13 protein-coding genes are annotated in these 23,084 nt (G+C 68.8%); 7 read left to right on the forward strand and 6 right to left on the reverse strand.

Going from position 1 to position 23,084, the window contains the following annotated elements; all coding sequences use genetic code 11:
• Positions 1-408: 408 nt before the first annotated feature.
• The 6 genes from iolD (at position 409) to GXY15_09255 (ending at position 7,058) form a co-directional block, all read left to right on the forward strand.
• Positions 409-2,277, forward strand: a complete 1,869-nt coding sequence (gene iolD, locus GXY15_09230; GenBank protein ID NLV41390.1) for a 3D-(3,5/4)-trihydroxycyclohexane-1,2-dione acylhydrolase (decyclizing) — start codon at positions 409-411, stop codon at positions 2,275-2,277.
• A gap of 24 nt (positions 2,278-2,301) precedes the next feature.
• Positions 2,302-3,774, forward strand: coding sequence for a CoA-acylating methylmalonate-semialdehyde dehydrogenase (locus GXY15_09235; protein ID NLV41391.1), 1,473 nt, complete (start codon positions 2,302-2,304; stop codon positions 3,772-3,774).
• 64 nt (positions 3,775-3,838) lie between these two features.
• Positions 3,839-4,768: a TIM barrel protein gene (locus tag GXY15_09240; protein ID NLV41392.1), complete on the forward strand. Its 930-nt coding sequence runs from the start codon at positions 3,839-3,841 to the stop codon at positions 4,766-4,768.
• Positions 4,769-4,835: 67 nt separating this feature from the next.
• Positions 4,836-5,054, forward strand: coding sequence for an addiction module protein (locus GXY15_09245; protein NLV41393.1), 219 nt, complete (start codon positions 4,836-4,838; stop codon positions 5,052-5,054).
• Positions 5,055-5,374: 320 nt separating this feature from the next.
• The gene (gene iolG / locus GXY15_09250) at positions 5,375-6,397 is read left to right on the forward strand and encodes an inositol 2-dehydrogenase (protein NLV41394.1); all 1,023 of its coding nucleotides are present in this window, start codon (positions 5,375-5,377) and stop codon (positions 6,395-6,397) included.
• Positions 6,398-6,443: 46 nt separating this feature from the next.
• Entirely contained in the window at positions 6,444-7,058 is a 615-nt protein-coding gene (locus GXY15_09255; protein ID NLV41395.1) for a hypothetical protein, read from the forward strand.
• Between the two features lie 270 nt (positions 7,059-7,328).
• On the opposite strand, the gene GXY15_09260 is transcribed toward GXY15_09255, so the two are convergent.
• Positions 7,329-10,601 carry a hypothetical protein gene (locus GXY15_09260; GenBank protein ID NLV41396.1) on the reverse strand — a complete coding sequence of 1,091 codons (3,273 nt, stop codon included), beginning with the start codon at positions 10,599-10,601 and terminating at the stop codon, positions 7,329-7,331.
• A 44-nt stretch (positions 10,602-10,645) separates the two neighbouring features.
• Positions 10,646-13,450, reverse strand: coding sequence for a hypothetical protein (locus GXY15_09265; protein NLV41397.1), 2,805 nt, complete (start codon positions 13,448-13,450; stop codon positions 10,646-10,648).
• A gap of 478 nt (positions 13,451-13,928) precedes the next feature.
• Here GXY15_09265 and GXY15_09270 point away from each other — a divergent pair, with 478 nt between their 5' ends.
• Positions 13,929-17,261 (forward strand): hypothetical protein, encoded by a 3,333-nt coding sequence (locus tag GXY15_09270; GenBank protein ID NLV41398.1) that lies wholly within the window; start codon positions 13,929-13,931, stop codon positions 17,259-17,261.
• Positions 17,262-17,276: 15 nt separating this feature from the next.
• Here the strand turns inward: GXY15_09270 and GXY15_09275 are convergent, their stop codons facing one another.
• The 4 genes from GXY15_09275 to GXY15_09290 all read right to left on the reverse strand — a co-directional run bounded on the left by GXY15_09275 (position 17,277) and on the right by GXY15_09290 (position 22,991).
• Positions 17,277-17,996, reverse strand: a complete 720-nt coding sequence (locus GXY15_09275; GenBank protein NLV41399.1) for a hypothetical protein — start codon at positions 17,994-17,996, stop codon at positions 17,277-17,279.
• Positions 17,997-18,060: 64 nt separating this feature from the next.
• A complete protein-coding gene (locus tag GXY15_09280) occupies positions 18,061-19,986 on the reverse strand; it encodes a tetratricopeptide repeat protein (protein ID NLV41400.1) in 1,926 nt (641 codons plus the stop codon).
• Positions 19,987-20,079: 93 nt separating this feature from the next.
• Positions 20,080-21,678 (reverse strand): protein kinase, encoded by a 1,599-nt coding sequence (locus GXY15_09285; GenBank protein NLV41401.1) that lies wholly within the window; start codon positions 21,676-21,678, stop codon positions 20,080-20,082.
• The gene (locus GXY15_09290) at positions 21,675-22,991 is read right to left on the reverse strand and encodes a serine protease (GenBank protein NLV41402.1); all 1,317 of its coding nucleotides are present in this window, start codon (positions 22,989-22,991) and stop codon (positions 21,675-21,677) included. The genes GXY15_09285 and GXY15_09290 overlap by 4 nt, the downstream gene beginning before the upstream one ends.
• Positions 22,992-23,084 lie beyond the last annotated feature (93 nt).

Here is a 23,084-nt window from a genome sequence, read left to right on the forward strand (position 1 = left end):
CGGGGTTCTTGAAAAAATGGGAGGGGGGCCTGCTGTCCGGTGGTATCGCTGACGCTCAACCACCGGCTAATGTCTTGCATCCCTCCGGGATGCCCAAGACTTTCGCTTTCGGCCATTTCCACGTGTGACAGAGAGCAACCGGCAGCTTGGGGCGCGAAAGAATACGTCCACTTCATTAGCAGCGAAGCGAAGCCATCTCTTGCCCGCCACGGCCCGCCGCCAGCATGTCATGGCGAGCGAAGCGAAGCCATCTCTTGCCCGCCAACGCCTGATTCGCGCGGCATCTTGCCCCCCCGTCTCACGCCCCCCGCGCGTTGCCGGTTTCCGTTTCCGATCTGCTATCATGGCGGGCGTTGTGTCCGGTGTCTGTTTGCGAGGGCGTGTTTTCAACCCATTGGAGGTCGTGCCATGCGAATGACGATGGCTCAGGCGGTGATCCGGTTTCTCAAGAACCAGTACACGGAGCGCGACGGCGTCGAGCAGCCGCTGTTCGCGGGGTGCTTCGGCATCTTCGGCCACGGGTGCGTGGCGGGGATCGGGCAGGCGCTCCAGCAGAACCCCGACTTCCGCTATTACCAGATCCGCAACGAGCAGGCGATGGTCCACGCGGCGGCGGGCTACGCCAAGATGAAGAACCGCATGCAGACCTTCGCGTGCGTGTCCTCCATCGGACCCGGCGCGACCAACATGGTCACCGGCGCGGCCGGCGCCACGGTCAACCGCCTGCCCGTGCTGCTCATGCCGGGCGACATCTTCGCGCGGCGCAACGTGGCCCCGGTGCTCCAGCAGCTGGAGTCGGGGCAGACCCAGGACATCTCGGTCAACGACTGCTTCAAGCCCGTCAGCCGCTACTGGGACCGCATCAACCGGGCGGACCAGATCCTCTGCGCGCTGCCCGAGGCCATGCGCGTGCTGACGAGCCCCGCCGACACCGGCGCGGTGACGCTGGCCCTGCCGCAGGACGTGCAGACCGAGGCCTGTGACTACCCCGAGGACTTCTTCAAGAAGCGCGTGTGGCACATCCCGCGGACGCGGGCGGACCGGGCCGCGCTGGCGCGCGCGGCGGAGTGGATCCGCGCGGCGAAGCGCCCCCTCATCGTGGCGGGCGGCGGCGTGATCTACAGCGATGCCTGCGACGCCCTGCGCGCCTTCGTCGAGGCGGCCGGCATCCCCGTCGGCGAGACCATGGCGGGCAAGGGCAGCCTGCGCTACGACCACCCGCTGAACCTGGGCGCCGTGGGCGTGACCGGCACCAGCGCGGCGAACCCCATGGCCCGCGACGCGGACCTGGTCATCGGCGTCGGCACCCGCTACAGCGACTTCACCACGGCCAGCAAGACGGCCTTCCAGAACCCGGACGTGCGTTTCGTCAACATCAACGCGGCGGAGTTCGACGCGCACAAGCACTGCGCCCTGCCGGTGGTGGGCGACGCCCGCGCCGCGCTGGAGGAGCTGGGCGCCCTGCTGGCGGGCCACCGCACCGCGGCGGAGTACCAGGCCGAGGCCCGCGCCCTCCACGACGCGTGGGAGGCCGAGGTGGACCGCATCTACGCCATCCGCAACACGCCCCTGACGAGCCAGGGCGAGCTGGTGGGCGCGGTGAACGAACTGAGCAGGCCCGAGAGCATCATGGTCTGCGCGTCCGGCTCCCTGCCCGGCGACCTGCACAAGCTGTGGCGGTCCCGCCACCCGAAGAACTACCACCTCGAGTACGGCTACAGCTGCATGGGCTACGAGATCGCCGGCGGGCTCGGCGTCAAGATGGCCGCCCCGGACCGCGATGTCTACATCATGCAGGGCGACGGCGGCTACCTCATGCTGAACGCCGAGATCGTGACCTCCATCCAGGAGGGCTTCAAGCTCACGATCATTCTCTTCGACAACTTCGGCTACAAGAGCATCGGCTCCCTCAGCCGGTCGCTGGGCCAGGACGGCTTCGGCACGCGCTACGCGTATCCGAAGGACGGCATGCTCCCCGGCGACGCCGCAGGCGAGAACGTGGACGTGCTGCCCGTGGACCTCGCGGCGAACGCCCGCAGCCTGGGCGCGCATGTCATCGAGTGCAAAACCTACGACGACTTCGCCGCGGCCATCAAGGCGGCGGAGGCCGTCGAGCGGACCACGGTCATTTACGTGCAGAACGACCGCTACGTGAACGTTCCCGGATACGACAGCTGGTGGGACGTGGCCGTGGCCGAGGTCAGCGAGATGGAAAGCGTGCGCGCCGCCCGCAGGGCGTGGGAGGAGATGCGCGCGAAGGAGCGGTATTACCTGTAACCAAAGCCTTAGGCGGGAGTGGTCATGGCAAAGCGTCTGTTGAACTACATTGACGGAGAGTGGGTCCCCTCGAAGGCGGCGGAGTGCCTGCCCGTCGTGAACCCCGGCACCGGCGAACTGATCGCCGAGGTGCCGCTGTCGTCCGCCGCAGAGGTGGCCGCGGCGGCGGAGGGCGCGGACAAGGCGTTCCGCGAGTGGCGGCGCGTGCCCGCCCCCGACCGCATCCAGTTCCTCTTCAAGCTCAAGCACCTGATGGAGGAGAACCTGGACGCCCTCGCGCGCTCGTGCACCGAGGAGTGCGGCAAGACCCGCGCCGAGAGCGTGGGCGAGCTGCGCCGCGCCATCGAAAATGTGGAGGTCGCCTGCGGCATCCCGCTGCTCATGCAGGGGCGGAACAACGAGGACATCGCCCGGGGCATTGACGAGCACATGTTCCGCCAGCCCGTCGGCGTGGGCGCCATGATCGCCCCCTTCAACTTCCCCGCCATGATCCCGTTCTGGTTCCTGCCCTACGCCCTGGCGACGGGCAACAGCTTCATCGTGAAGCCGAGCGAGAAATGCCCCGTCACCCAGCAGCTGGTCTTCGGGCTGGTGGACCAGCTCGGGCTGCCGCCCGGCGTGCTCCAGCTCGTGAACGGCGGCCGCGAGACCGTGGAGGCCCTGCTGGACCACCCGGCCGTCCGCGCCGTCAGCATGGTGGGCTCCACGCCCGCCGCGCGGGCCATCTATTCGCGGGCCGCGGCCAACGGCAAGCGCGCACAGTGCCAGGGCGGCGCGAAGAACCCCGTCCTCATCATGCCCGACGCCGATTTGGAGACCACGACGCGCATCCTCGCCGACTCCGCCTTCGGCTGCGCGGGCCAGCGCTGCCTCGCGCTGTCCGTCGGCATCACGATTGGTTCAGCGCGGGACGCCTTCCGCGGGCGCTTCGCCGAGGCGGCGCGCGCGCGCAAGGTGGGCTACGGCCTCGACGAGGGCGTCGAGATGGGCGCGGTCATCAGCGCCGGGAGCAAGGCCCGCATCGAGGGCCTCATCGGCGCGGCCGAGGCCGAGGGCGCAAAGGTGCTGGTGGACGGACGCGGCCGCACGGTGCCGGGGCATGAGAAGGGCAGTTTTGTCTTCCCGACGCTGCTGGACGACGTGCCCCCGAAGGGCGAAATTGCCCGCACCGAGATTTTCGGCCCCGTCTTCAGCCTCATGCACGCCGAAACCCTCGAAGAGGGCATCGCGATGGTGAACGACCGGGCCTACGGCAACATGGCCAGCATCTTCACGGCCAGCGGCGCCGCCGCGCGCCGTTTCCGCAACGAGGCCCGCGCGGGGAACATCGGCGTCAACATCGGCGTCGCCGCGCCCATGGCCTTCTTCCCCTTCAGCGGCTGGGCCGACAGCTTCTTCGGCGACCTTCACGGCCAGGCCGAGCACGCCGTCGAGTTCTTCACGGAGACCAAGGTTGTCGTTGAGCGCTGGCCCAAGGAATGGAGCAGGAAGTTCTAGAGGAAGAGCATCCGACCGATCCGACGGATTGGACGTCCGAAACAAGAGAAAGAGGTTCTGCGGTATGGCGGAGATTCGCGTCGGCAACGCCCCCTGTTCCTGGGGCAGTCTGGAGTTTGAGGGCCTCGGCGGCCAGCCGCTTACCTGCGAGCGCATGCTCGACGAGCTGGTGGAGACGGGCTACTGCGGCACGGAGCTGGGCGACTGGGGCTTCATGCCCACCGAGCCCGCCGCGCTGCGCGCCGTGCTGGAGGCGCGCGGCGTCGTGATGGTCGGCGCGTTTGTGCCCGTGCGCTTCGCCGACGAAAGCGCCCACGCCGCGGGCGCGGAGGCCGCCATGCGCGTGGCGCGCCTGCTGGCCGGGGCCGCCGCGCCGGACCACGCGCCGATGGTCATCCTCGCCGACGACAACGGGAGCGTCCCGGCGCGCACGGCGAACGCCGGCCGCGTGACGCCCGCCCTGGGCCTCGACGACGCCGGGTGGGCCGTGTTCTGCCGGGGCGTGGAGGCCGTGTCCCGCGCCGTCCGCGACGCCACCAGGCTGCCGGTCGGCTTCCACCACCACTGCGCGGGCTATGTCGAGACGCCCGGCGAGATCGCCGCGCTCCTGCGCGGGACCAGCCCCGAACTCCTCGGACTGGTCTTCGACACGGGGCATTACGCCTTCGGCGCGGGCGACCGCGACGGCGCCGCCACCCGCGCCGGGCTGGACCGCTTCGCCGGCCGCATCACCCACATGCACTACAAGGACTGCGAACCGGAAGTGGCGGCCCGCGCCGCCGCCGAAGGCTGGGACTACTTCCAGTCCGTGGGCAACGGCGTCTTCTGCGAGCTGGGAAAGGGCTGCGTGGACTTCCCCGCCACCACCGAGGAACTCCGCCGCCGCGGCTACACCGGATTCATCACCGTCGAGCAGGACGTCCTGCCGGGCATGGGCGCCCCCAAAGAAAGCGCCCGTAGAAACCGCGAATATCTTAAGACATTGGGACTGTAAGGCGCCCCGGCGGCGTGGTATCATCCTACTGACGGAGACACCGAACCGAAAACGGGACACGGGAAACATGGACACCCTGCTGGAAGAACTCGAAAAGCTTCCCCTCGCCGAGCGCATGCAGCTCGTGGAGGACCTGTGGGACAGCATCGCCCGAAGCCGCGCCGAAATGCCCATCCCCCAGTGGCAGAAGGACGCGCTGGAGGAACGCAAGCGGGCGTTTCTACAGCACCCGGACGCCGGACAGTCCTGGGAAGAGGCCAAAGAAGACATCCTCCGCACCCCATGAAGGCAAAGGCTTCTCTGGTTCTCGCCCCCGAAGCCAAGGGGGATGTCGGGGAGGCGTACCGCTGGTACGAAACCCAGTCCACCGGTCTGGGATTGGATTATTTTCGCTGCATTGACCCCAATTTCCGGATAAGAGATCGCGCGAGTTTGGGACATTCCGCGAACGAGATTGCCGCAGTCGCTGCGCTCCTTCGCAATGACGGGCGTTTCCGCGTCATTGCGAGTCGGCCGCCCCGGCCGACGCGGCAATCTCTTGTCGGAACGACCCAGAACCTCAAAAAGTGGCGCGGCCAGCCCCACCAACCATGACGGAGTAATGAAATGGACAAGAGCCTTCTCAACATCGGCCTCATCGGCGTGGGGCGCATCGGCAAGGTGCATGCGGAGCATCTGGCGTACCGGATTCCGCGGGCGCGGCTGGCGGCGGTTTCGGACGTGAACCTCGAGGCGGCCGCGGCGCTGGGCGCGAAGCTGGGCGTGGGGCGCGTGGAGGCGGACCACCGGGCGCTGCTGGCGGACCCCGCGCTGGACGCCGTGGTGATCTGCTCGCCGACGGACCTGCACGCGCCCATGATCGAAGAGTCGGCGGCGGCGGGCAAGCACATCTTCTGCGAGAAGCCCGTCGCGCGGACGCTGGGGGAGATTGACCGGGCACTGGACGCCGTGGCGCGCGCAGGGGTGAAACTCCAGATCGGGTTCAACCGGCGCTTCGACGCGAACTTCGCGCGGGTGCGCCGGGCGATCTCGTCCGGCGAGATCGGCGAGCCGCACCTGCTGCACATCGTCAGCCGCGACCCGGGCCCGCCGCCCATCGAGTATGTCCGCGTGTCGGGCGGCATGTTCCTCGACATGACGATCCACGACTTTGACATGGCCCGCTTCCTCATCGGGGAGGAGGTGGAGGAGGTCTTCGCCGCGGGGGCGGTCCGCGTGGACCCCGCCATCGGCGAGGCGGGCGACCTGGACACGGCGCTGGTCACGCTGAAGTTCGCCGGCGGCGCGCTGGGCGTCATTGACAACAGCCGCCGCGCGGTCTACGGCTACGACCAGCGCGTGGAGGTGCTCGGCAGCGCGGGCGGCGCGGCCGTCGCCAACAACCACCCGAACACGGCGGTCATCAGCGACGCCGCCAGCGTCCACCGCGACCTGCCGCTCAACTTCTTCATGGACCGCTACCTCGACAGTTTCCTGACCGAGATGGCCGCCTTCGTGGACGCCGTGCTCGACGGCGCGCCCATCCCCGTGACCGGCGAAGACGGCCGCGCCGCCGTGGCCCTCGGCATCGCCGCCCGCCGCTCCCACGATGAAAACCGCCCCGTGCGCCTGGACGAGATCAAGGCGTAGCGGGAAGTTGGGGAGGACGGACATCCCGGAAAAGGAGGAGGGCCTTGTGACTGCGGAAGCGATGACCAAGGAAAACCGGCCGGGCGTTTTTCTCCGTTGGATCGTTCCCGCAATCTACGCGTTTTGTCTGGCGCTGGTGCTTATGAATACCGTGACCGACTACCGGCGTATCGTCCTGGCGGAGGACATTGCGGAGGCCCTACGCCGCGAACCCCCGCAGACCCTGCCGGAGCTTCGCGACTTGCTTGGTCCCCATCTGCGCGGGGTGTACAAGAGGTCGGCAGGTATCGGGGTTCCCGAGCACGATGTCGTCTGGCTCAGCCTCAAACCGCGCGTGTGGATGCGCGTGGTGGCGGAATGCACCCCCGGCACGGAAACGCTCCAGGCGGTGCGCCTCATCTATGCCTCCTCGGAGGAGGTGTCCCTGGACAACCCGCGCGAACGCCTGCCCTCCATCACGCTGCCGGGGGTGATCCTGTTCGGGGTAATTCCAGTTCTGCTCAGCCTCCTATTCAGCCGCCTCTGGCTTTGGGCCTCTCGGCCTGCGGTTCCGCGACCCGTTCACCTTCTCGCCGGTGCGGTGGCTGCGGTGCCCCTGCTGGCGGTAGTCCCCATTGGTGCCCTTTTCGCTGTGCGTCTGGTACTCTGCTGGGCCCCGTAGCGCGCGGCAGGCGGGATTCACGACCGACGGTGGGCGCGTGTGCCGAAAAGGACCGACTTTCCCTCCGGGGACATTTCACGCGCGGGCGCAGCGGGGATGGAGATACAAGCGAAAAGACGAGGCAGGCGTGACGCCTGCGCTACGGAAGACGGGGCAGGCGTGACGCCTGCGCTACGGAAGACGGGGCAGGCGGGACGCCTGCGCTACAGCATTGGCCGGCGGGCGGCTTCCGTAGCGCCGCCGTCCCGGCGGCCTTGTCTTTTTTTTCGCCTACGCCCCCGGCTGCAACCTGACAAAATGGCGTGTGACGGTGCCTGCGGCGAGCTCTCTGGCCTCGATGGTCCAAACCCCGGGCACGTCGTTTGCGGCGAAGGCCACCCGGAGGTCGAGGACGCCGCCCGGCGCGGCGTGGAAACCGCTGAACTCGGCGCGGCGTCCGTCGGGGTCGAGGATGCGCAGCTCCAGCGGGATCACCGCGTCCACCGGGTTCCCCTCCCTGTCCGTGACGACCACCCGGGCCTCCATCTCCTGTCCGCAGACCGCCGTCCTCGGCGCCTGCACCGCAACGGTCTCCACCGGAGTGCCGGTGATGAGGAAGAGCCTGCCGCCGCCCGGTTCCAGTTCGACGGGGATGCTGAGGGTGCCGCTTTCGGAGGTCGCGGCGACTTCGCGGTGCTCCACGAGGTCATAGACCCGGCCGCCGTTCCTGCGCAGGGTGACCCTTGATGCCACGAACATCCCCTGTTCCATGACGAGGCCGTGGCGGCCGACGTAGTTCCCAAACTCGCGGCAGTCGTTGACAACAAAGACGTAGTCGGAGCTTCCGTACCGGCGCAGATAGGGGAGGACGTCGGCGGGGTAAGCGGCCACGGGCGCGCGGTAGCGCCCCTCCAGGGCGGCGGACAGCGTCCCGGCGCGGGCCACGAGGGCCTGCTTGTCCTCGTCGGCCTTTTTGGTGCGGGTGTACGGCTCCAGCAGGATGTCCGGCTTCACGGCGGGGCACAGGCGGTCGTCGCCCACGAGCAGCCCCCCGGCGGCCTGGAAGGCGTTGACCTTCTCCACCACCGACGCGGACAGGACATCACAGTCCGCGAGGACCAGCACCTTGTACCCGTCCAGCCCGTGCTTCAGGATCGTCTCCTCGTACACGATCTCCGGCTGGAGGTGGGCGTACAGCAGGACATGGTAGGCGTCGCCGCCCCACGAGCCGCCCCAGCCGTAGGTGCCCCGGCCCGCGAACATGGCGGACGAAAAGCTCTCCAGGAACGCGACATCGGACCGCACGGCGGGCACCTGGAGCAGCGTCGGTCCCAGCGGCTCCACGACCGTGCGCGTGAGCTCCCGAAGGGCGTTCTGAGTTTCGGGGTGCGTGTACCGGTAGGCGGACGGCCCCTCCGTGGGCACCAGCGACTGCCAGCCGTGGTACATGATGCCGCGCACGGGCCGCGCGATCTTGGTCCAGAACGCCTCGCGCAGGTGGGCGGGCGCGATGGTGATGTAGTTCGCGCCCGGGTCGTAGTCCTCCCAGGGCGACCGGGGCGCGGCGGTCTCCGGCACGTCCTCCTGCGGGGCGGTCTGCGACCGGTACCAGATGATCTGCGTCATCTTCATCACGTCCTGGCCCTCCGGGCCGCCCCTGGCCATGGCGAAAAGCTCGTCCGTGGCGAGGCCCATGCGGAGCGGGTCCGGGTAGCTGTAGGTCCAGTGCGAGAGGAAGTCCACGCTGCCGCCGCTGCCCCACAGCGCGGGCACGCGCACCGCCGGGTCGAAGAAGGACCACAGGTCTTTCCGGTCCGTGGACTTCAGCCCCTCGTTCACGGCGGAGTGGAGGCCGTTCCACCCGTCGCCCTCGCGCCAGAACCACTGGTAGAACCGGAGCAGCGGGTCGTCGTCCGGCACCACGCGGTTCTCCGGGAACCCGGGGAGGTTCGTCCACGAGACACCGTTCTTCCCGCCGATGTTCTCCGGGTAGTCGGCCCCCGTCGCCGCGCGGCACAGCGCGCGGTCGTGCTCGTGGAAGCAGATCTGTGTGCCGTCGCGCACCTCCGTGTGGATGAGCGCGGCCTCGAAGGCCGGGAAGTCCCCGTAGGTCTGCGCGAGGGACGCGCCCACGTTCCGCGCGAAGTCGCGCACCCCCGGCGCGTTGCAGCAGAGGTTGGGGCGGTCGTAGGCCTGCCCCGGAGGCGCGGTCCGCAGGAGGTCGGCCTTCTCCTCCAGCCACGAACCCGGGCTGACGCTGACCACGATGCCCAGGTCGTTGGCCAGCGCGCGGTCGAGCATCCTGCGGCTCTCGGCCAGGGCCGCCTCGTCCACCGCGGGCGCGGGCGCGCCGGCGTCCCATATCCGGCCAAAGTCGCAGCGGAGGCCGAGGCAGTGCGTGAACCCAAGGTCCCGCAGGGTGTCCAAGTTCTCCAGCACCCCCTCCGTGCCCCCGATGCCCCACATGACCACCGGCATGCGCGGCGGCCTGCGGCCCACCAGCTCCACGGGGAAGGTTTCGGCGCCGCTGTGGGTCTGGTCGTCGTCGGTGAACGCGAAGCCGACGGACACGGCGTACACATCCGGGCGCAGGCCGGTGTCCAGGGCGCACTCGACGGTGTGGGCGGCCCCCGGCGCGATCTCGGCCACGGGGAAGGACTGCGCGGGCGCGCCGGGAACGGTGACGGTCGCCGTCAGGCCCGTGACCGGTGTGCGGCGGTGGTTGGTCAGGCGGAACCGCAGCAGGGGGGAGGGCTCCATCCGCCGGTAGACCGTCCGGACGTGCTCCGCCGCCACGGTCACAGGGCGGAACTCGCGCGCCCCGGCGGTGATGCGGATTTCATCCAGGCGACCGGGGAAGCCGTGGTAATAGCTGCCCACCCGGTCGCCCAGCGAGAGGTCATGCGCCCCCGGAAACACGGGCCCCCGCGGCTTGGTCGCGCTGCCCAGAGAGCGTCCGTCCTGGGAGAAGGTCACGGTTCCCGCGCCGTCGTAGGCCAGGGCCAGGTGCGACCAGACGCCTTTCTTGAGGACCGCCGGTTCCGACGAATACCACGTCTCAGACGATTCCCCGAACCCCAGCACGGCCCGCATGCGCTGGCCGCCCTGCTTGTCCGGCGCGTCCAGGATCCACTGGTAGTCCGCGTGGGCCACGTATTTTTTGTCCATCAGGAACGACTCCCCGTAGCCCTCGGGGAGTTCGTCCGGACACACCCACATCTCCAGCGTGAACGCCCCGGGGGGCGACAGCTCCGGCGCGTCACGCACGACCGCCGCGTGCCGCGTGTCCTCCACGGGCCACCCGGGCAACGACGCCATCGCCCCGCCGAAGCGGCCCTCCGTGGAACGGACCGCGCCCGCCAGCGTGCCGTCATGGCCCTTCCCCGACGCGTCGGCCACGGTCTCCGTGCCGCCGTCGTCAAAGTTCCACAGGGCGATGACATGCTCCCCCGTGGCGTCGTCGCCGGTGTAGGCCGCTTCCCAGGGCTCGGCGGTCTGGGCGAACAGGGGGGCGCAAAAGGCGGTGACCAGCGCCAGAATCGGGACGAAGGCGGCAGTGCGCATGTTCTTCTCCTTCGGGGCGGTCGCGGCGGCCGCGGTCTCCCGGGTTAGTTCACCGGCGTCTCGTCGAGAAACGCGTCGCTCAGGACATAGTCAACCATGGCGTCCAGCAGGCAGGCCGCCTCCGGCGTGTCCGCCAGCAGGTCCACCCCCTGCGAAATCAGCAGGCGCTCCCCGTCCGGCCCCGTCTTCTGGGTGAGGTATGCGAAGTACTGCGACTGGCCCTCGCCGACGGCGAAATGACGGAAGGTGCCGTACTGCGGGTCGAGCGGCAGCGGGAGCCCCCGCTTGATCAGCCGGAACCACAGGGCGGACAGTTTTCCGTTGTGCGGAAACGCGCCGAAGACGGGATGGCGGGCGAAGGCCGTGCCGATCTGGTCGCCCAGGGACCACCAGCCGAGGGTCACATTCGGCTCGCCGTCGGCGGGGCCGATCATGATGCCGCGCGCGCCCTTGCGGTTTGCTTCGACAAGGGCGGGATGGTCCCAGGACCCCAGCACCAGCCGGGCGTCCGCCGCCTCCGGGCTGCCCGCCTTCGCAATGCCGGGATACCGCTGTGCGAGGGTGTCAAAGAGGTCCTCCGTGGCGGCGAGGCCGGCGCCCTGCCGTTCCGGGCGCTTCGGGAAGAGCCAGAAGTCCCAGGCGTTGGCCACGTCCGTGCCGTCCAGCCGCGCCTCCAGCGCCGCGTGCGCGGGTGCCGCAAGCTCCGGCACCGTGAACACGCATTCCCCGACCTGTTTCACCTCGCCCGCCGCCGCGTCGAAGGGGCCGAGGACGCCCTCCGCGAGGACACGGTCCTCCGCCTTCAGGGTCCATGAAACCCGCGCCCCCTGCAACGGCTCCCCGCCGAACGGGGATATCCAGAGGGCGACCCGCCGCGTGTCGCCCGTCACGGCGATGGCGTCGCTCACCTCCACCCGCGCCAGCAGCGCCGTCGGCCCGTTGAAGCGCCGGAACTGGTCCAGTGTCAGCCCGCCGGGCTTCTCCTCCCAGAACGCGTTCAGGAAGCCCTGGCCCGTGTAGGTGCCCGCCTGGGCCACCATGACATCCACAATGGTCCAGTAAGAGTACCCGTCGCACGCCGGGTCGAGCCGCGCCTGCTCAATGCCCCGCTTCTGGTAATACCCCTGGAGCGCGTGGGCCGCGTCGAGGCAGGCGTCGCCCCAGGCGCGGTCGAGTCCCGCCGCCGCCAGGGACGCCTTGTAGTCCTCCAGGCTCCGCGGCGCGGGGATCGCCCCGGTGAACTTCGGCGCGAGGCGCGGGTCCATCTTGATGCCCAGGTTCAGGTACTCGTGGGCGACAAAGGGCACCGTCACCTCGTCGAACGCGCCCGGCTCCCATGGCACGATGGAGGTCGGCAGCCCGTAGCCGTTGGGCGTGAAGAAGTCCGCGTTTTCCAGGGTGTTGCAGCCGCCGTCCTGGTGCTGCATGATCCGGTCCGGGTCCGTCGCCTTGACCCACTCGTAGAGCTCGCGGTCCAGCGGGCTGCCGAGGTGCCCCTCGTTGCCCGTTGAATACGCCGCGAAGGACACATGCCGCCGGTAATGCCGCCACAGTTCCCGGAGGTCGCGGAAGGGGTCAAAAGGAAAGCCCTCCGGCGTGATGTCGTGGTAGTAGGGGAGTTCCGGCTGGATGAGGATGCCCGCCTCGTCGGCCGCCTCGAAGTACTCCGGGTTCTCGCAGTGCGTGTGGAGGCGCACGAAGTTGAACCCCGCCCGGCGCGCGGTTTGCAGGTGCTCGAGATGACACTTCCGGTTCGCCGGGGACACCAGCGTCAGCGGATAGATGTAGTCGTCGCCGAAGCCCCGCACGAGGAAGGGCGCGCCGTTCAGGAAGAACCGGCCGTCGCGCGCCTCCAGTTTGCGCACGCCGAACCGCTCATGCCATCCGTGGACCGGTGTGTCCCCGTCGAGCAGCGTCACCTCCGCCGTGTACAGGCTGGGCGTCTCCGGGGTCCACGGGCGGAACACGGCCAGCGGGACCTCGCACACTGTGTCGGCGTTGCCGTCCGCGTCGGGGGACAGTGGCTGGCGGTGTTTCCCCGCCTCCTGTCCGTCGGCGGTGCGGACGACCACCTCCACCGCCGGGGCCGCCGGCGCGCCGCCCGCGCCGCGCACGCTCACGTTCACCAGCGCCGCGCGCCTGTCGAAGTCCCCGCGCACCCAGACATCGTCCAGCCAGGTTGTCGGCGTGCCCTCCAGCTCAATGTCCCGGTAAAAGCCGCCGAACCGGTGGAAAGCCGCCATGACGCCCTTGCGGCTGGGCGTGTCGTTCCGCACGGTGGCCACAATCTCCGCCGTCTGGCCGGGGGTCACGAAATCGGTGATGTCGTATTTGTAGCTGCCGCAGTACGTGTTCAGGTGGGCCACCCGCTGCTGGTTCACCCAGAACCACGCCTCCGTCCGCACGCCGCCCACCTTGAGCCACACGCGCTTCCCGGCCCAGCCGGCCGGAATCTCCACCGCACGGCGGTAGCGCGCCGTGCCCATGTACACATGGTTCAGCGGACGGGGGATGCAGTCAAAGGGCAGCCCCCAGTCCACGCTCATGCCCGGCTCGCCCACCCCCTGCGCCTCCCAGCAGCCGGGAACCCCGATGGGGCGCGCGCCCGTCCAGTCCGGCTCGTTCCAGGCCGGGCCCTTGCCCATGCGGTGGCGCCCCATGAGCCGGGGGTCCGTCGCAAAGTCCCACGCGCCCCGCAGCAACATAATCTCCTGGAGCGGCGACACCGCCGCCGGATGGACCACGGCGGGCGTGGCGGGGCAGGGCCCCCAGGGGTCCGCAGGCTCCTCGCCCAACAGCAGCGGCGAAACCAGCACCGCCGCAAACAGCAGTCCCGTCAAACGACTCATGGCGCATCTCCCTCGAAGGCCGGCCCGGCACTTCCGCGAGCCGGAACGGTACCAAGATACTCCCCGCGGAAAAAGCATGCAAGGCGGCCCGAATCGCTGGATAAGGAATGGCCGTTGATTCACTTGGGGGAAAAGGTGCCTTGCGAGTACGCGCTGAATGAATCTGGGACGGCGAACACACCCGTTCACCCACGAGATGCGACAGAATGGGGGCGTTCTGACAAGCGATTGCTTCACTTCGTTCGCAATGACGTGCGCTTCCGCGTCATTGCGAACGAAGTGAAGCAATCGCTTGCCCGCCGCGGCTTCGGCCCATGCTCATCTTATCCGGTGATCAGGGGGCGGTGAATCCGTCACCCCTGTTCCCGCAGTGCTTCGCCGCCCGCCTCTTGACATTCCCGCGCCCCCCCCACATAATGGGCGCGCGGGCGGTTTTGGGAAAAACGGGGCCTTTCCGGGCCGAAACGCGGGTGTTCTCATGCGACATGACCTGACGCGCAAACTGTGGGCGGGGGCCTTTCTTCTGGCCTGGGCGATGACGGCGGGGGCGGCCCCGCTGGAGCGGGCCTTTGTGCTGGACGACTTCGTCGCGCCGGAGGGGGTGGCGGTGGATCCGGAAACGGGAACGGCCTACGTCTCCAACATAAACTCCGCGCCGGAAACCTACTGGCAGGACACGGGGAAGGGGTTCATCTCAAGGATGGCCCCGGGGGGAAAACTGGACAGGTTGAAGTGGGTGGACAGCACACCGGAGCATGTCCTGAACCAGCCGAAGGGGATGGCCGTGATGGCCGGGTGGCTGCATGTGGCGGACAACAAGCGACTGCTTTCCTTCGCCCTCGCGGACGGGAAACCGGGCCCGGTGGTGGAGGTGCCCGGGGCGGAGCGCCTCAACGACGTGGCGGCCTGCGACGGCAAGGTCTATGTCTCCGATGTGGTCACGGGGAAGATTTTTCGGATGGACACCAAAGCCGGAAATGCTTTGGACGTGGTCGCGGAGATTGAGGGGGTGAACGGTCTCTATGTCCATGACGGGGTGCTATTCGCCGTTTCCTGGACCCTGCACGACCTGTACACCGTGCCGCAGGACGGTTCCGGCCCGCCGAAACCCTTCCACCTGTCCAACCGGTTCAAGAACCTCGACGGCCTGCACGTCCTGCCGGACGGCACCTTTCTCGTGTCGGACTATGCGGGGGGCAAGGTCTTCGTTGTGTCGGCGAACCGCCGCCGGGCGCGGCCCGTGGCGGAGCTGTCCACGCCCGCCGACATCGGCGTGGACCCTGCGCGCGGGTGGCTCTACGTGCCGCAGTTGGAGTCGGGCAAGGTGGCCGGATACCGCCTGGGGAAACTCGCGGCGGCGGGGGAGGGGACGCCCCTCGCCCTGCTGGAGTATGACCAGCTCCGGGGCCAGATCGTGGACCGGAACAGGGGGGACAACGCCCGCCTCGCCCGCGAGGCGCACCGGCCCGAGGCGCTGATCCTGGAGACGGACCGCACGCCCGTGGACATCGTGTGGCGGCGCACGCGTGCCCTGCTTGCCCACCTGCAAACCATGCCGGACGCGCCGGACCTGGCGCACGCGGCGGCGGCGCTGGAACGCTTGCGCCCCGATGTGGAGCGCCTCCAGCGCGAGGAAACGCCCGACCCCGCAGAACTGCGTGGGGTCTTCGGCCAAATCACGGCCCTCCGCCGCGAGATCGCCTTCGCCAACCCCCTGCTGGACTTTCAGGACATTCTCTTCCTCAAACGGCACCGGTCCATCTACGAGCACATGTGCGACCAGTATTACGGTATCACCGCCCGTCCCGGAGGCGGCCTCTTCGTGCTGGAGGACGCCTTTGGCGGCGCGCCGCGCGTGCGCGACGTGCTGGCGGAGGCCGTGGTGGGGCGGGGCCGCCTGAAGGGGGAGGCCCTGCGCGGTGGCGTGTCGCCCGCAGTGCTTTCCTACGACGGCGAGGGCCTTCTGACGCAGGAGGGCGACCCCGGCGGCGGCGCGTTCCTCTCCCCGGAGCTGTCCTACGACGGGAAACAGGTGCTGTTCTCCTACGTCGAGTGCCGCGGCGATCCCCGCCACAACTTCCGCAGGGAGGAGCCCGGCAACTACTGGGAGAACCCGTGGGACCCCGGCCGCGCCTATCATGTCTTCAAGGTGAACATGGACGGCACGGGGCTGGAGCAGCTCACCGACGGCCCGTGGAACGACATCCATCCCTGCTGGATGCCCGACGGGCGGGTGGTGTTCGTCTCCGAGCGGCGGGGCGGCTTCCTGCGCTGCGGGCGCGTGTGCCCGACCTACACGCTCTACCAGATGAACGCGGACGGCGGCTTCGTCCGCCCCTTCAGCTACCACGAGACCCACGAGTGGCTGCCCAGCGTGGACCACAACGGCATGGTCGCCTACACGCGCTGGGACTACGTGGACCGCGACAGCGACATCGCCCACCACCTCTGGCTGGCCTATCCCGACGGCCGCAACCCCCGCAGCCCCCACGGCAACTACCCCCGCGTGCGCGAGTCCCGGCCGTGGATGGAGATGTCCATCCGAGCCATCCCCGGGTCGCACAAGTACATCGCCACGGCGGCCACGCACCACGGCCAGCACTTCGGCTCCCTCATCACCATTGACCCGCGCATCGAGGACGACCATTCCGCCGGCCAGCTCCGGCGCATCACCCCCGAGGCGATGTTCCCCGAAGCCGAGGAGGCACCCGGCGTTCCCCGGAAGCCCCGCGGCGGCGGCGGCAAGGGCCAGGTCTACGGCACCCCGTGGCCGCTGAATGAGGATTTCTATCTCGCCGTGTACGACCCCGGCGAGAGGCATTACGGCATCTATCTTGTGGACGGGTTCGGCAACCGGGAACTGGTCCACCGCGACCCGGACATCGCCTGCTCCAACCCCATCCCCCTGAAACCGCGCCCCACGCCGCCGGTGATTCCCGTGCAGACCAAGTACGCCGAGCGCCCGGAGGACCAGCCGAAAACCGGCACCGTCTCCGTGATGAACGTCTACGACTCCCGGCGTCCCTTTTCCGGGGGCACGAGGATTAAAGAACTGCGCGTGATCCAGCTCTTCGCCAAGTCCACCCCCGCGCCCGGCGCGCCGAACATTGGAAAGGGCGACGAGTCCATCGCGCGCGGGTCTCTCGGCACGGTGCCCGTGGAGGAGGACGGCAGCGTCCATTTCGAGGCCCCCGCCGGGGTGTCCTTCTACTTCCAGGCGCTGGACGAGAACGGGGTGGCCGTGCAGACCATGCGCTCCGCCACCTATGTGCATCCCGGCGAGCGCCTCTCCTGTGTCGGCTGCCATGAGCACCGGCAGGGCGCCCCCGTCACGCCGCAGACCCAGCCGCTCGCCCTGCGAAAGCCCCCCGCCCGGCTAAAGCCGGAGCCGGAGGGCTCCTTCCCCCTCCAATTCTCCCGGCTGGTCCAACCGGTGATTGACGCCAAATGCGCCGAATGCCACCGCACGGAAAAGAACGCCCCCGACCTGTCCGGGGACACCTTCGGCGAGCACGGCTGGTCCCAGGCCTTCCTTTCCCTCGTTTCCCACGCCTGGGCCAAGCACGGCGGAAACGGCACGGGGCTGGAGCGCAACAAAACCTCGTACTCCATCCCCGGCGAGGTCGGCGCGCGCGCCTCGAAGCTCTACCCCATGCTGCAGGCCGGGCACCACGGCGTCGAACTCACGCCGGAGGAAATGCGCCGGTTCAGCCTCTGGCTCGACGCCAACAGCGTCTTCTATGGCGCCTATCACGACACCCTCGCCCAGGCGAAGGGGGAGGTGGTTATCCCCCATTTGGACATGAAATGAGGCCGAAGACGTGCCCTACTTGGGCGACACGGCCACCACGGTGACCAGGACGGCAAAGCCCAAGGCCAGAAGCACCTGCCAGACGGTCGCCCCAAACCCGTCCGACATCTCGTGAAAGCGCCGGATTTCCACGGTCCGGGGCACCACGGTGAACAGGTCGGCGAAGCGGAAACGGGTCTCGTCCCCCAGGGTCATCCAGAATTTCCCGGAACCGCCCTCGGGCAGGAAGCCCACCAGAAAGGCGCGGCCGGCGGAAACCGGGGCGAGTGCGTCCGCGGTAAACATCCAGCTCTGGGTGCCGGTGAACCCGTCTTTCCCGTCGGCCACCGCCTGGTCCGCCGAATTGTAGACAATGGCCCCATAGCCCGGGGGAATGGGGAAGGGGAGGGGGGGCTCGGGCTGGGGCAGGCCCGGCGCGACCAGGGCCGCGCAGGGGCGCAGCAGGCGGTAGGGCTCCAGCTTGGGCACTCCCATGCGGACCGTCAGGGGTTTCTGATAGCTTCCCTCAAAGGCAAACCACAGGGCGGGCGCCGCCGCCGTCGCGTTGTGGTAGCCGATTTGCGTCCGGTCCGTGTCGGCAATCTCGTGGGGAGTGGTGAGGGAAGTCTCCCCGCCGTTCACCACAACCACGCGGTGGGTCCACGGGGAGGGAGCCTTCTCCTGCTCCTGGGCTCTGGCGCCTGCGCAGACAAAAACAATCAAAAACGCAAAACATGAGGCTAAAAACCCCTTCATTCATCACTCCTTCCGTTGGCTCTCGCGCGGGGATCGGCGCAAAAACGATAGAGACGCCCCCGAATCAGGTGCCCGCTTCGGGGGGAAGTCCCTTGATTTTCATTTCCTTCTCAAACACGGCGCCTTCCTGCCGCGCCGTTACCTTGCACACCGCGTACTCGTCATTCACTTCCGTCACCGTCAGTTTCCCCACCGGCACCTGCCGCCGCGCGATCACGCGGCCGCCGACTTCCACAGGCGCGCCCTCTTTGAGCACGCTGAACCCGTCCCCAACAGCCACGCCGTGGCGGGAACCGAGATTCACAATCACGGCGGCATCACTAGATGCATCCGCAATCAGCCCTTTCAGTTCCCGTTTTTCGGCAAAATCGCCGACAATTTTCGCCGTCAGCGCGGCAATGGCCGGGCCGGGGTCGTTTTCTTGGAGGATTTCCGACGCCTGCAGGGCGATCTCGGTGGTTTCCGTGTCCACCATCCGCAGGTAGGCGGTCACCTGGGCCCCCGTCCGGACAAACGAGACAAACCCCAGCGCGCCGGCGGACAGCACGCGGCCCAGCCGCCGCTGAACATCGCCGGAGGTCAGGTCGGAGCTGCCAAGGTCCAGTTCCTGAAGGAGCTGGTCGAGCATCGCCCGCTCCACCACCGTGGCCTTGCCGGAAGCCTGAACCCCCGCCTCCAGCTCGTGAATCACCAGGCGGTCCATTCCGGAACGGTCAAAGACCATCGCACCCCCCTCGCCGGTGGGGAGGAAGGCCAGCACGAGCGGGGCCGTGGACCAGGCATCGCGCGCGTCCAGGGCGCCGCTCTCCTTCATCTGGCGGTAACGCGCGCCCAAATCCGCAATCTGCGACTGGATCAGTTCGCCCCGTTTCGTGTCGTTGGCGGCGGCCAGTTCCGCAGCCACCTGCTTGAGCAGCAGGGCGGCTGTCGGATCACCCCCCGACGTCTCAACCGCCTTCTCAAGGGCCTGTTTCGCCTCTTCGAGGTTGCCGGTGGCGCGCAGGGCGGCGCCCTCGTTGCTCAGGGCCACAACGTTGTACGGGTCCAACGCGACCGCCTCCCGGTACTGTCCCGCGGCCTCCTCAGGCTTTCCGGCCGTCTCGGCCACCCGCCCCTTGAGGTTGGCCACTTCGGACTGCTGCCACGCCGGCACCGTGCCCGCGTCGGCGGGCAGGGCCGCAACGGCCTCGTCTACCTTGCCGTCCCGGGCCAGCGCGGCGGATTTCAGGGCCGCCGCATAGGGGTCGCCCGCCGCCTTGTCGGCGTTCTCAACGGCGGCCTTCGTGTCGCCGCGCTCCAGGGAGACCCGGGCGAGGCCCGTCGCACTGGCGATTTCCCCAAACTCGCTCTCGGCGGCGTCGAGTTTCCCCTGCGACAGCAGGACATAGCCCTTCAACTCGCGGGTTTCCCTGTCGCCGGACGCCGCCACGGCCTCCTCCACAATCGGCAGGGCCTCGGCCTTGCGCTTCCGGAACAGGTTCTCCGCGAGGGAGGCCATCAGTTTCGCGGTCGAACTGCCGCCCCCGGAGAGCACCTGCTCCACCATCCGGTCCTCGTCCGCCCGCACGAAAACGGTCATGGGCAGGGTCTTCGCGGCCTCCAGCACGGAACGGTCCTCCAGCGAGGCGGGGTCCATCACGTGGTAGGTGATCCCCATGCGGGCCGCGAAGTCCGCCAGTTCCTGCTTTTCCTCGGCGAGGCCGAGGGCGATGATGCGGAACTTGTCCGCCCCGTGCGTGGCCTGGAGGTACTGGAGCTTCGCGGCGATGTCCTCGCCCGTGTTCTTGGAGAAGAAATAGAGGATGACGAGGTAGGGGTTCTCCTTCACCACCGAGGAGAGCCGCACCGCCTGCCCGGAAAGGTCCAGCCCGGCGATTTCAGGCGCCGGACTTCCCTTGACAAACTCGGCCGCACCGGCGGATATGCCGCCCGCCACGGCGAGGACGGCCAGGGCCGCCGCGAGAACGCGGAAAAACATGACTGTTTTCACTTGGGACCTCCTCGCTGCTTCCAGAGGGCGCGCCGCGCCCCGTTTTCTCAATTATAGCACCTGGCGCGGCGGCGCGAAGGGGCGCGCGGCCCGTCATTCCCCGAAGAGGAGAAAAAGCTGCGCGTTCTTCCATTCCGGGAAGGACTGGGTTTTGTCCGCCAAGGGCTCGCTCTCGCTGCTTTCCCGTATTTGGAAACGGACGCTTTCGGCGGACTCGGGAATCCGGAGCTGGACATAGCCGTTGTCCGCGAGCGGCTCCGTGGCGTACTGGATGGTTTCGTCGTCCCCGCCAGAAGCGCTTACCACGACCTCGCGGCCTTGCAGAAACTCGATCTTTCCCTCCGCCATCCCCGCCTGGATGAAGGCTTGGCGGGTCAGGTCTGTTGCCAGATTCTCAAATTCAATTGCCAGCTCGCGGTCCTGCGTGGTGTACACATAGACCGTCACCTTGACCTCCCGTGCCGGGGCGGGGGACGCGGACGCGCTGTCGGTGACGGAAGGGGGGGCGGATGGAGCGGACTTGTCGGAGAAAAGCAGCGTCCCCCCTGCCGCCAGCAGAAGGGCGGCCACGATTCCCGCAAACAGGAGGAACTTGTTCTTGCCCGGGGCGGGGGAGGGGCGAACGCCGGGTTCTGACGCCCCCTCGGGCGGCGGACCGGCGAGGGTCTGCACTGTGGCCGCCTGCCCCGGCGGGGGCGGTCCGGCCACTGTGGCCTCCATGCCGCCGCCTGCGGCGGGCGGGGGCGTCGCCGTCCCCGTGGCACCGGGGTCCGTCACCCCTGCCGGGGGCTGTCCGACCAGGGTGCTCTCCAGCGCGCGGCCCTCCTCTAGAAGCACGGCCTCGTCCGGCTGGGGCTTGAGCGACTCGCGCAGCGCGGCGGCGAGAGCCCTTCCGGAGGAATACCGGTCATTCGGCGCCTTGGCGAGGACCTTGAGGGCCACCCTGCCCAGCGCGGCGCCAACGGAGAAATTCAGCTCGTTCGGGGCGACGGGGGCGCTCTTCAGCACGTGGTGCATGATGGTGCCGAAGGCCTCCCCCGGGAAGGGGCGCTCCCCCGTGAGCAGCTCGTAAAGAATGATGCCCAGCGAAAAGAGGTCCGACCGTCCGTCCACGCCATGGCCCATGAACTGTTCGGGTGACATGTAGGACGGCGTTCCTATCAGCACCCCCTCCTGGGTGAGGGAGGAGTCCTTGGTGCGGGCGATGCCGAAATCGGCCACCTTGGGCGGGCCGTTCCGGGGCAGCATGATGTTCGCGGGCTTGATGTCCCGGTGGACGATGCCCTGGTCATGCGCGCAGGCGAGGCCCTCGGCGATCTGGGCGACAAGCTCCACCGACTCGGCCAGGGGAAAGCGGCGGCGGGAGGCAATGTGCTCCTCCAGGCTCTGCCCCTCGACGAATTCCATGGCGATGAAGGCCGTGCCGTCCTCCTCGCCCACATCATAGATCGTGATGATGTTCGGGTGGTTCAGAATGCCGGCGGCGCGGGCCTCGCGGAGAAAGCGCTCCATCAGCTCGCCCTGGTCCTCCCGGCTGCCCAGAAGCTCCGCGCGCGCCGTCTTGATGGCCACGCGCCGCCCGATGTTCGGGTCGCGCCCCTCGTAGACAACGCCCATCGCCCCCTTGCCCAGCACGCGGACAATGGGGTAGCGGCCCAGATTCTCCGGTATTTCCCTGCTGTCTTCGGTCACTGGTGCTGTTCCTGGTTTCCGGGGCCGGCCCCGGAAAGCGCCCTGATACTGTCCGCCTCCGGCGCGTCCGGAAACCGTTCCAGATACGCCGCAAAGGCGCGGCGCGCCGCCTCCTCCTGCCCGTCGGCGAGCAGCGACACGGCGAGATTATACATCGCCGGGGGGTGTCCGGGGGCGATCCGCAGGGACTCCCGGAAGGCGTCGGCGGCCTCCGCGTGGCGCTCCGCCCGCTGGAGGGCCACCCCGAGGTCGTTCTGGACGCGGGCATCCTCCGGCGCCAGGCGCGCGGCCTCGCCGAAGCATTCCAGCGCGCCGCCGGGGTCGCCGGCCTCCAGACGGAGCAGTCCCAGATTGCGCAGCGGGGCGAGGGCCTCCGGCCGCAACTTTCGCGCGCTTTCATAGGCCGCCGCGGCCCCCTCCCGGTCGCCGCAGCCCGCGCGCGCCAGGCCGAGATTAAACCACGCCTCAAAAAAGGCCGGCAGCAGTTGCACGGCCCTCTCATACATCCGCGCCTTGTCGGCGCACGCGGCGGCGCGCACGCCCGCGTTGTAGGCCTCCAGCGCCCACAGCTCCATCTCTGTGATGCCGGGCTCCGGCGCCAGCTCCGCGTCCTCCTGCGCCGCCGCCGGGGGCCGGGGCCGCGCCACGCCCAGGCGGTCCAGCCCCGCGTGCATGCGGTCCACGGGAAGCACCACGGTCATCCAGGGCTGGTCGTTCAGCCGCCCGAGAACGATGCCGACCAGGTCGCCGCGCGCGTCAAAGACCGGCGCGCCGCTGGAACCCGGACTGGTGTTCATCTCCGCCTGGAAGACGGGCACGGAGCGGTAGGTGCGGTCCAGGCTGGACACCAGCCCCGAGACCAGGGAGAACTCCAGGTTCAGGGGGGTCGAGAGGGAGACCAGGGGCGCGCCGACCCGGAGCGACGCGCTGCTCCCGACGGACACGGCGCCGTCAAAGCGGGCATCGGCCCGCAGGAGGGAGAAGTCCAGCGCCTCGTCCACCACCTCCGGGGTGAGGGCAAAGGCGCGGCCGTCCGCCGTCTTTCCCCGGAGGTCGTCCACGCCGCCGATCTGGTGCGCCGTGGTCAGCACAATCCCGCGCGCGTCCACCACGCAGCCGCTGCTCTGCACCGGCGCGCCCGAGTCCCGGCGCGTGCCGAAAATCACAACCGCGAGGGGGAGGTTTGCCGCGGCGATCCGCTCGGCCGGGCCGCCCGGCTCCGCGGCCGCAGACGGCGAAACGGCGGCAAACAGGACACACAGCGCGCCGGCAAGGCGCGCCGCTCTGTGCGCTGCGGTCCAAAGTCTTTCCAAATCCGGCACTCCTGGGCGCTTTCCCACAGCGCCAATCATACTACACGAAACGCCGGAAGGTTGAATCCCCGTCCGGCGGACAGGTGGCATTGG

Source organism: Candidatus Hydrogenedentota bacterium (genome assembly GCA_012730045.1).
GTDB lineage: Bacteria > Hydrogenedentota > Hydrogenedentia > Hydrogenedentales > CAITNO01 > JAAYBR01.

Excerpts from the sequence above, each read along its gene's own strand:
- GXY15_09275 (NLV41399.1), bottom strand. The coding sequence starts at position 17,996 with ATGAAGGGGTTTTTAGCCTCATGTTTTGCGTTTTTGATTGTTTTTGTC.
- GXY15_09245 (NLV41393.1), top strand. The coding sequence starts at position 4,836 with ATGGACACCCTGCTGGAAGAACTCGAAAAGCTTCCCCTCGCCGAGCGC.
- iolD (NLV41390.1), top strand. The coding sequence starts at position 409 with ATGCGAATGACGATGGCTCAGGCGGTGATCCGGTTTCTCAAGAACCAG.
- GXY15_09265 (NLV41397.1), bottom strand. The coding sequence starts at position 13,450 with ATGAGTCGTTTGACGGGACTGCTGTTTGCGGCGGTGCTGGTTTCGCCG.
- GXY15_09270 (NLV41398.1), top strand. The coding sequence starts at position 13,929 with ATGCGACATGACCTGACGCGCAAACTGTGGGCGGGGGCCTTTCTTCTG.
- GXY15_09240 (NLV41392.1), top strand. The coding sequence starts at position 3,839 with ATGGCGGAGATTCGCGTCGGCAACGCCCCCTGTTCCTGGGGCAGTCTG.
- GXY15_09235 (NLV41391.1), top strand. The coding sequence starts at position 2,302 with ATGGCAAAGCGTCTGTTGAACTACATTGACGGAGAGTGGGTCCCCTCG.
- iolG (NLV41394.1), top strand. The coding sequence starts at position 5,375 with ATGGACAAGAGCCTTCTCAACATCGGCCTCATCGGCGTGGGGCGCATC.
- GXY15_09260 (NLV41396.1), bottom strand. The coding sequence starts at position 10,601 with ATGCGCACTGCCGCCTTCGTCCCGATTCTGGCGCTGGTCACCGCCTTT.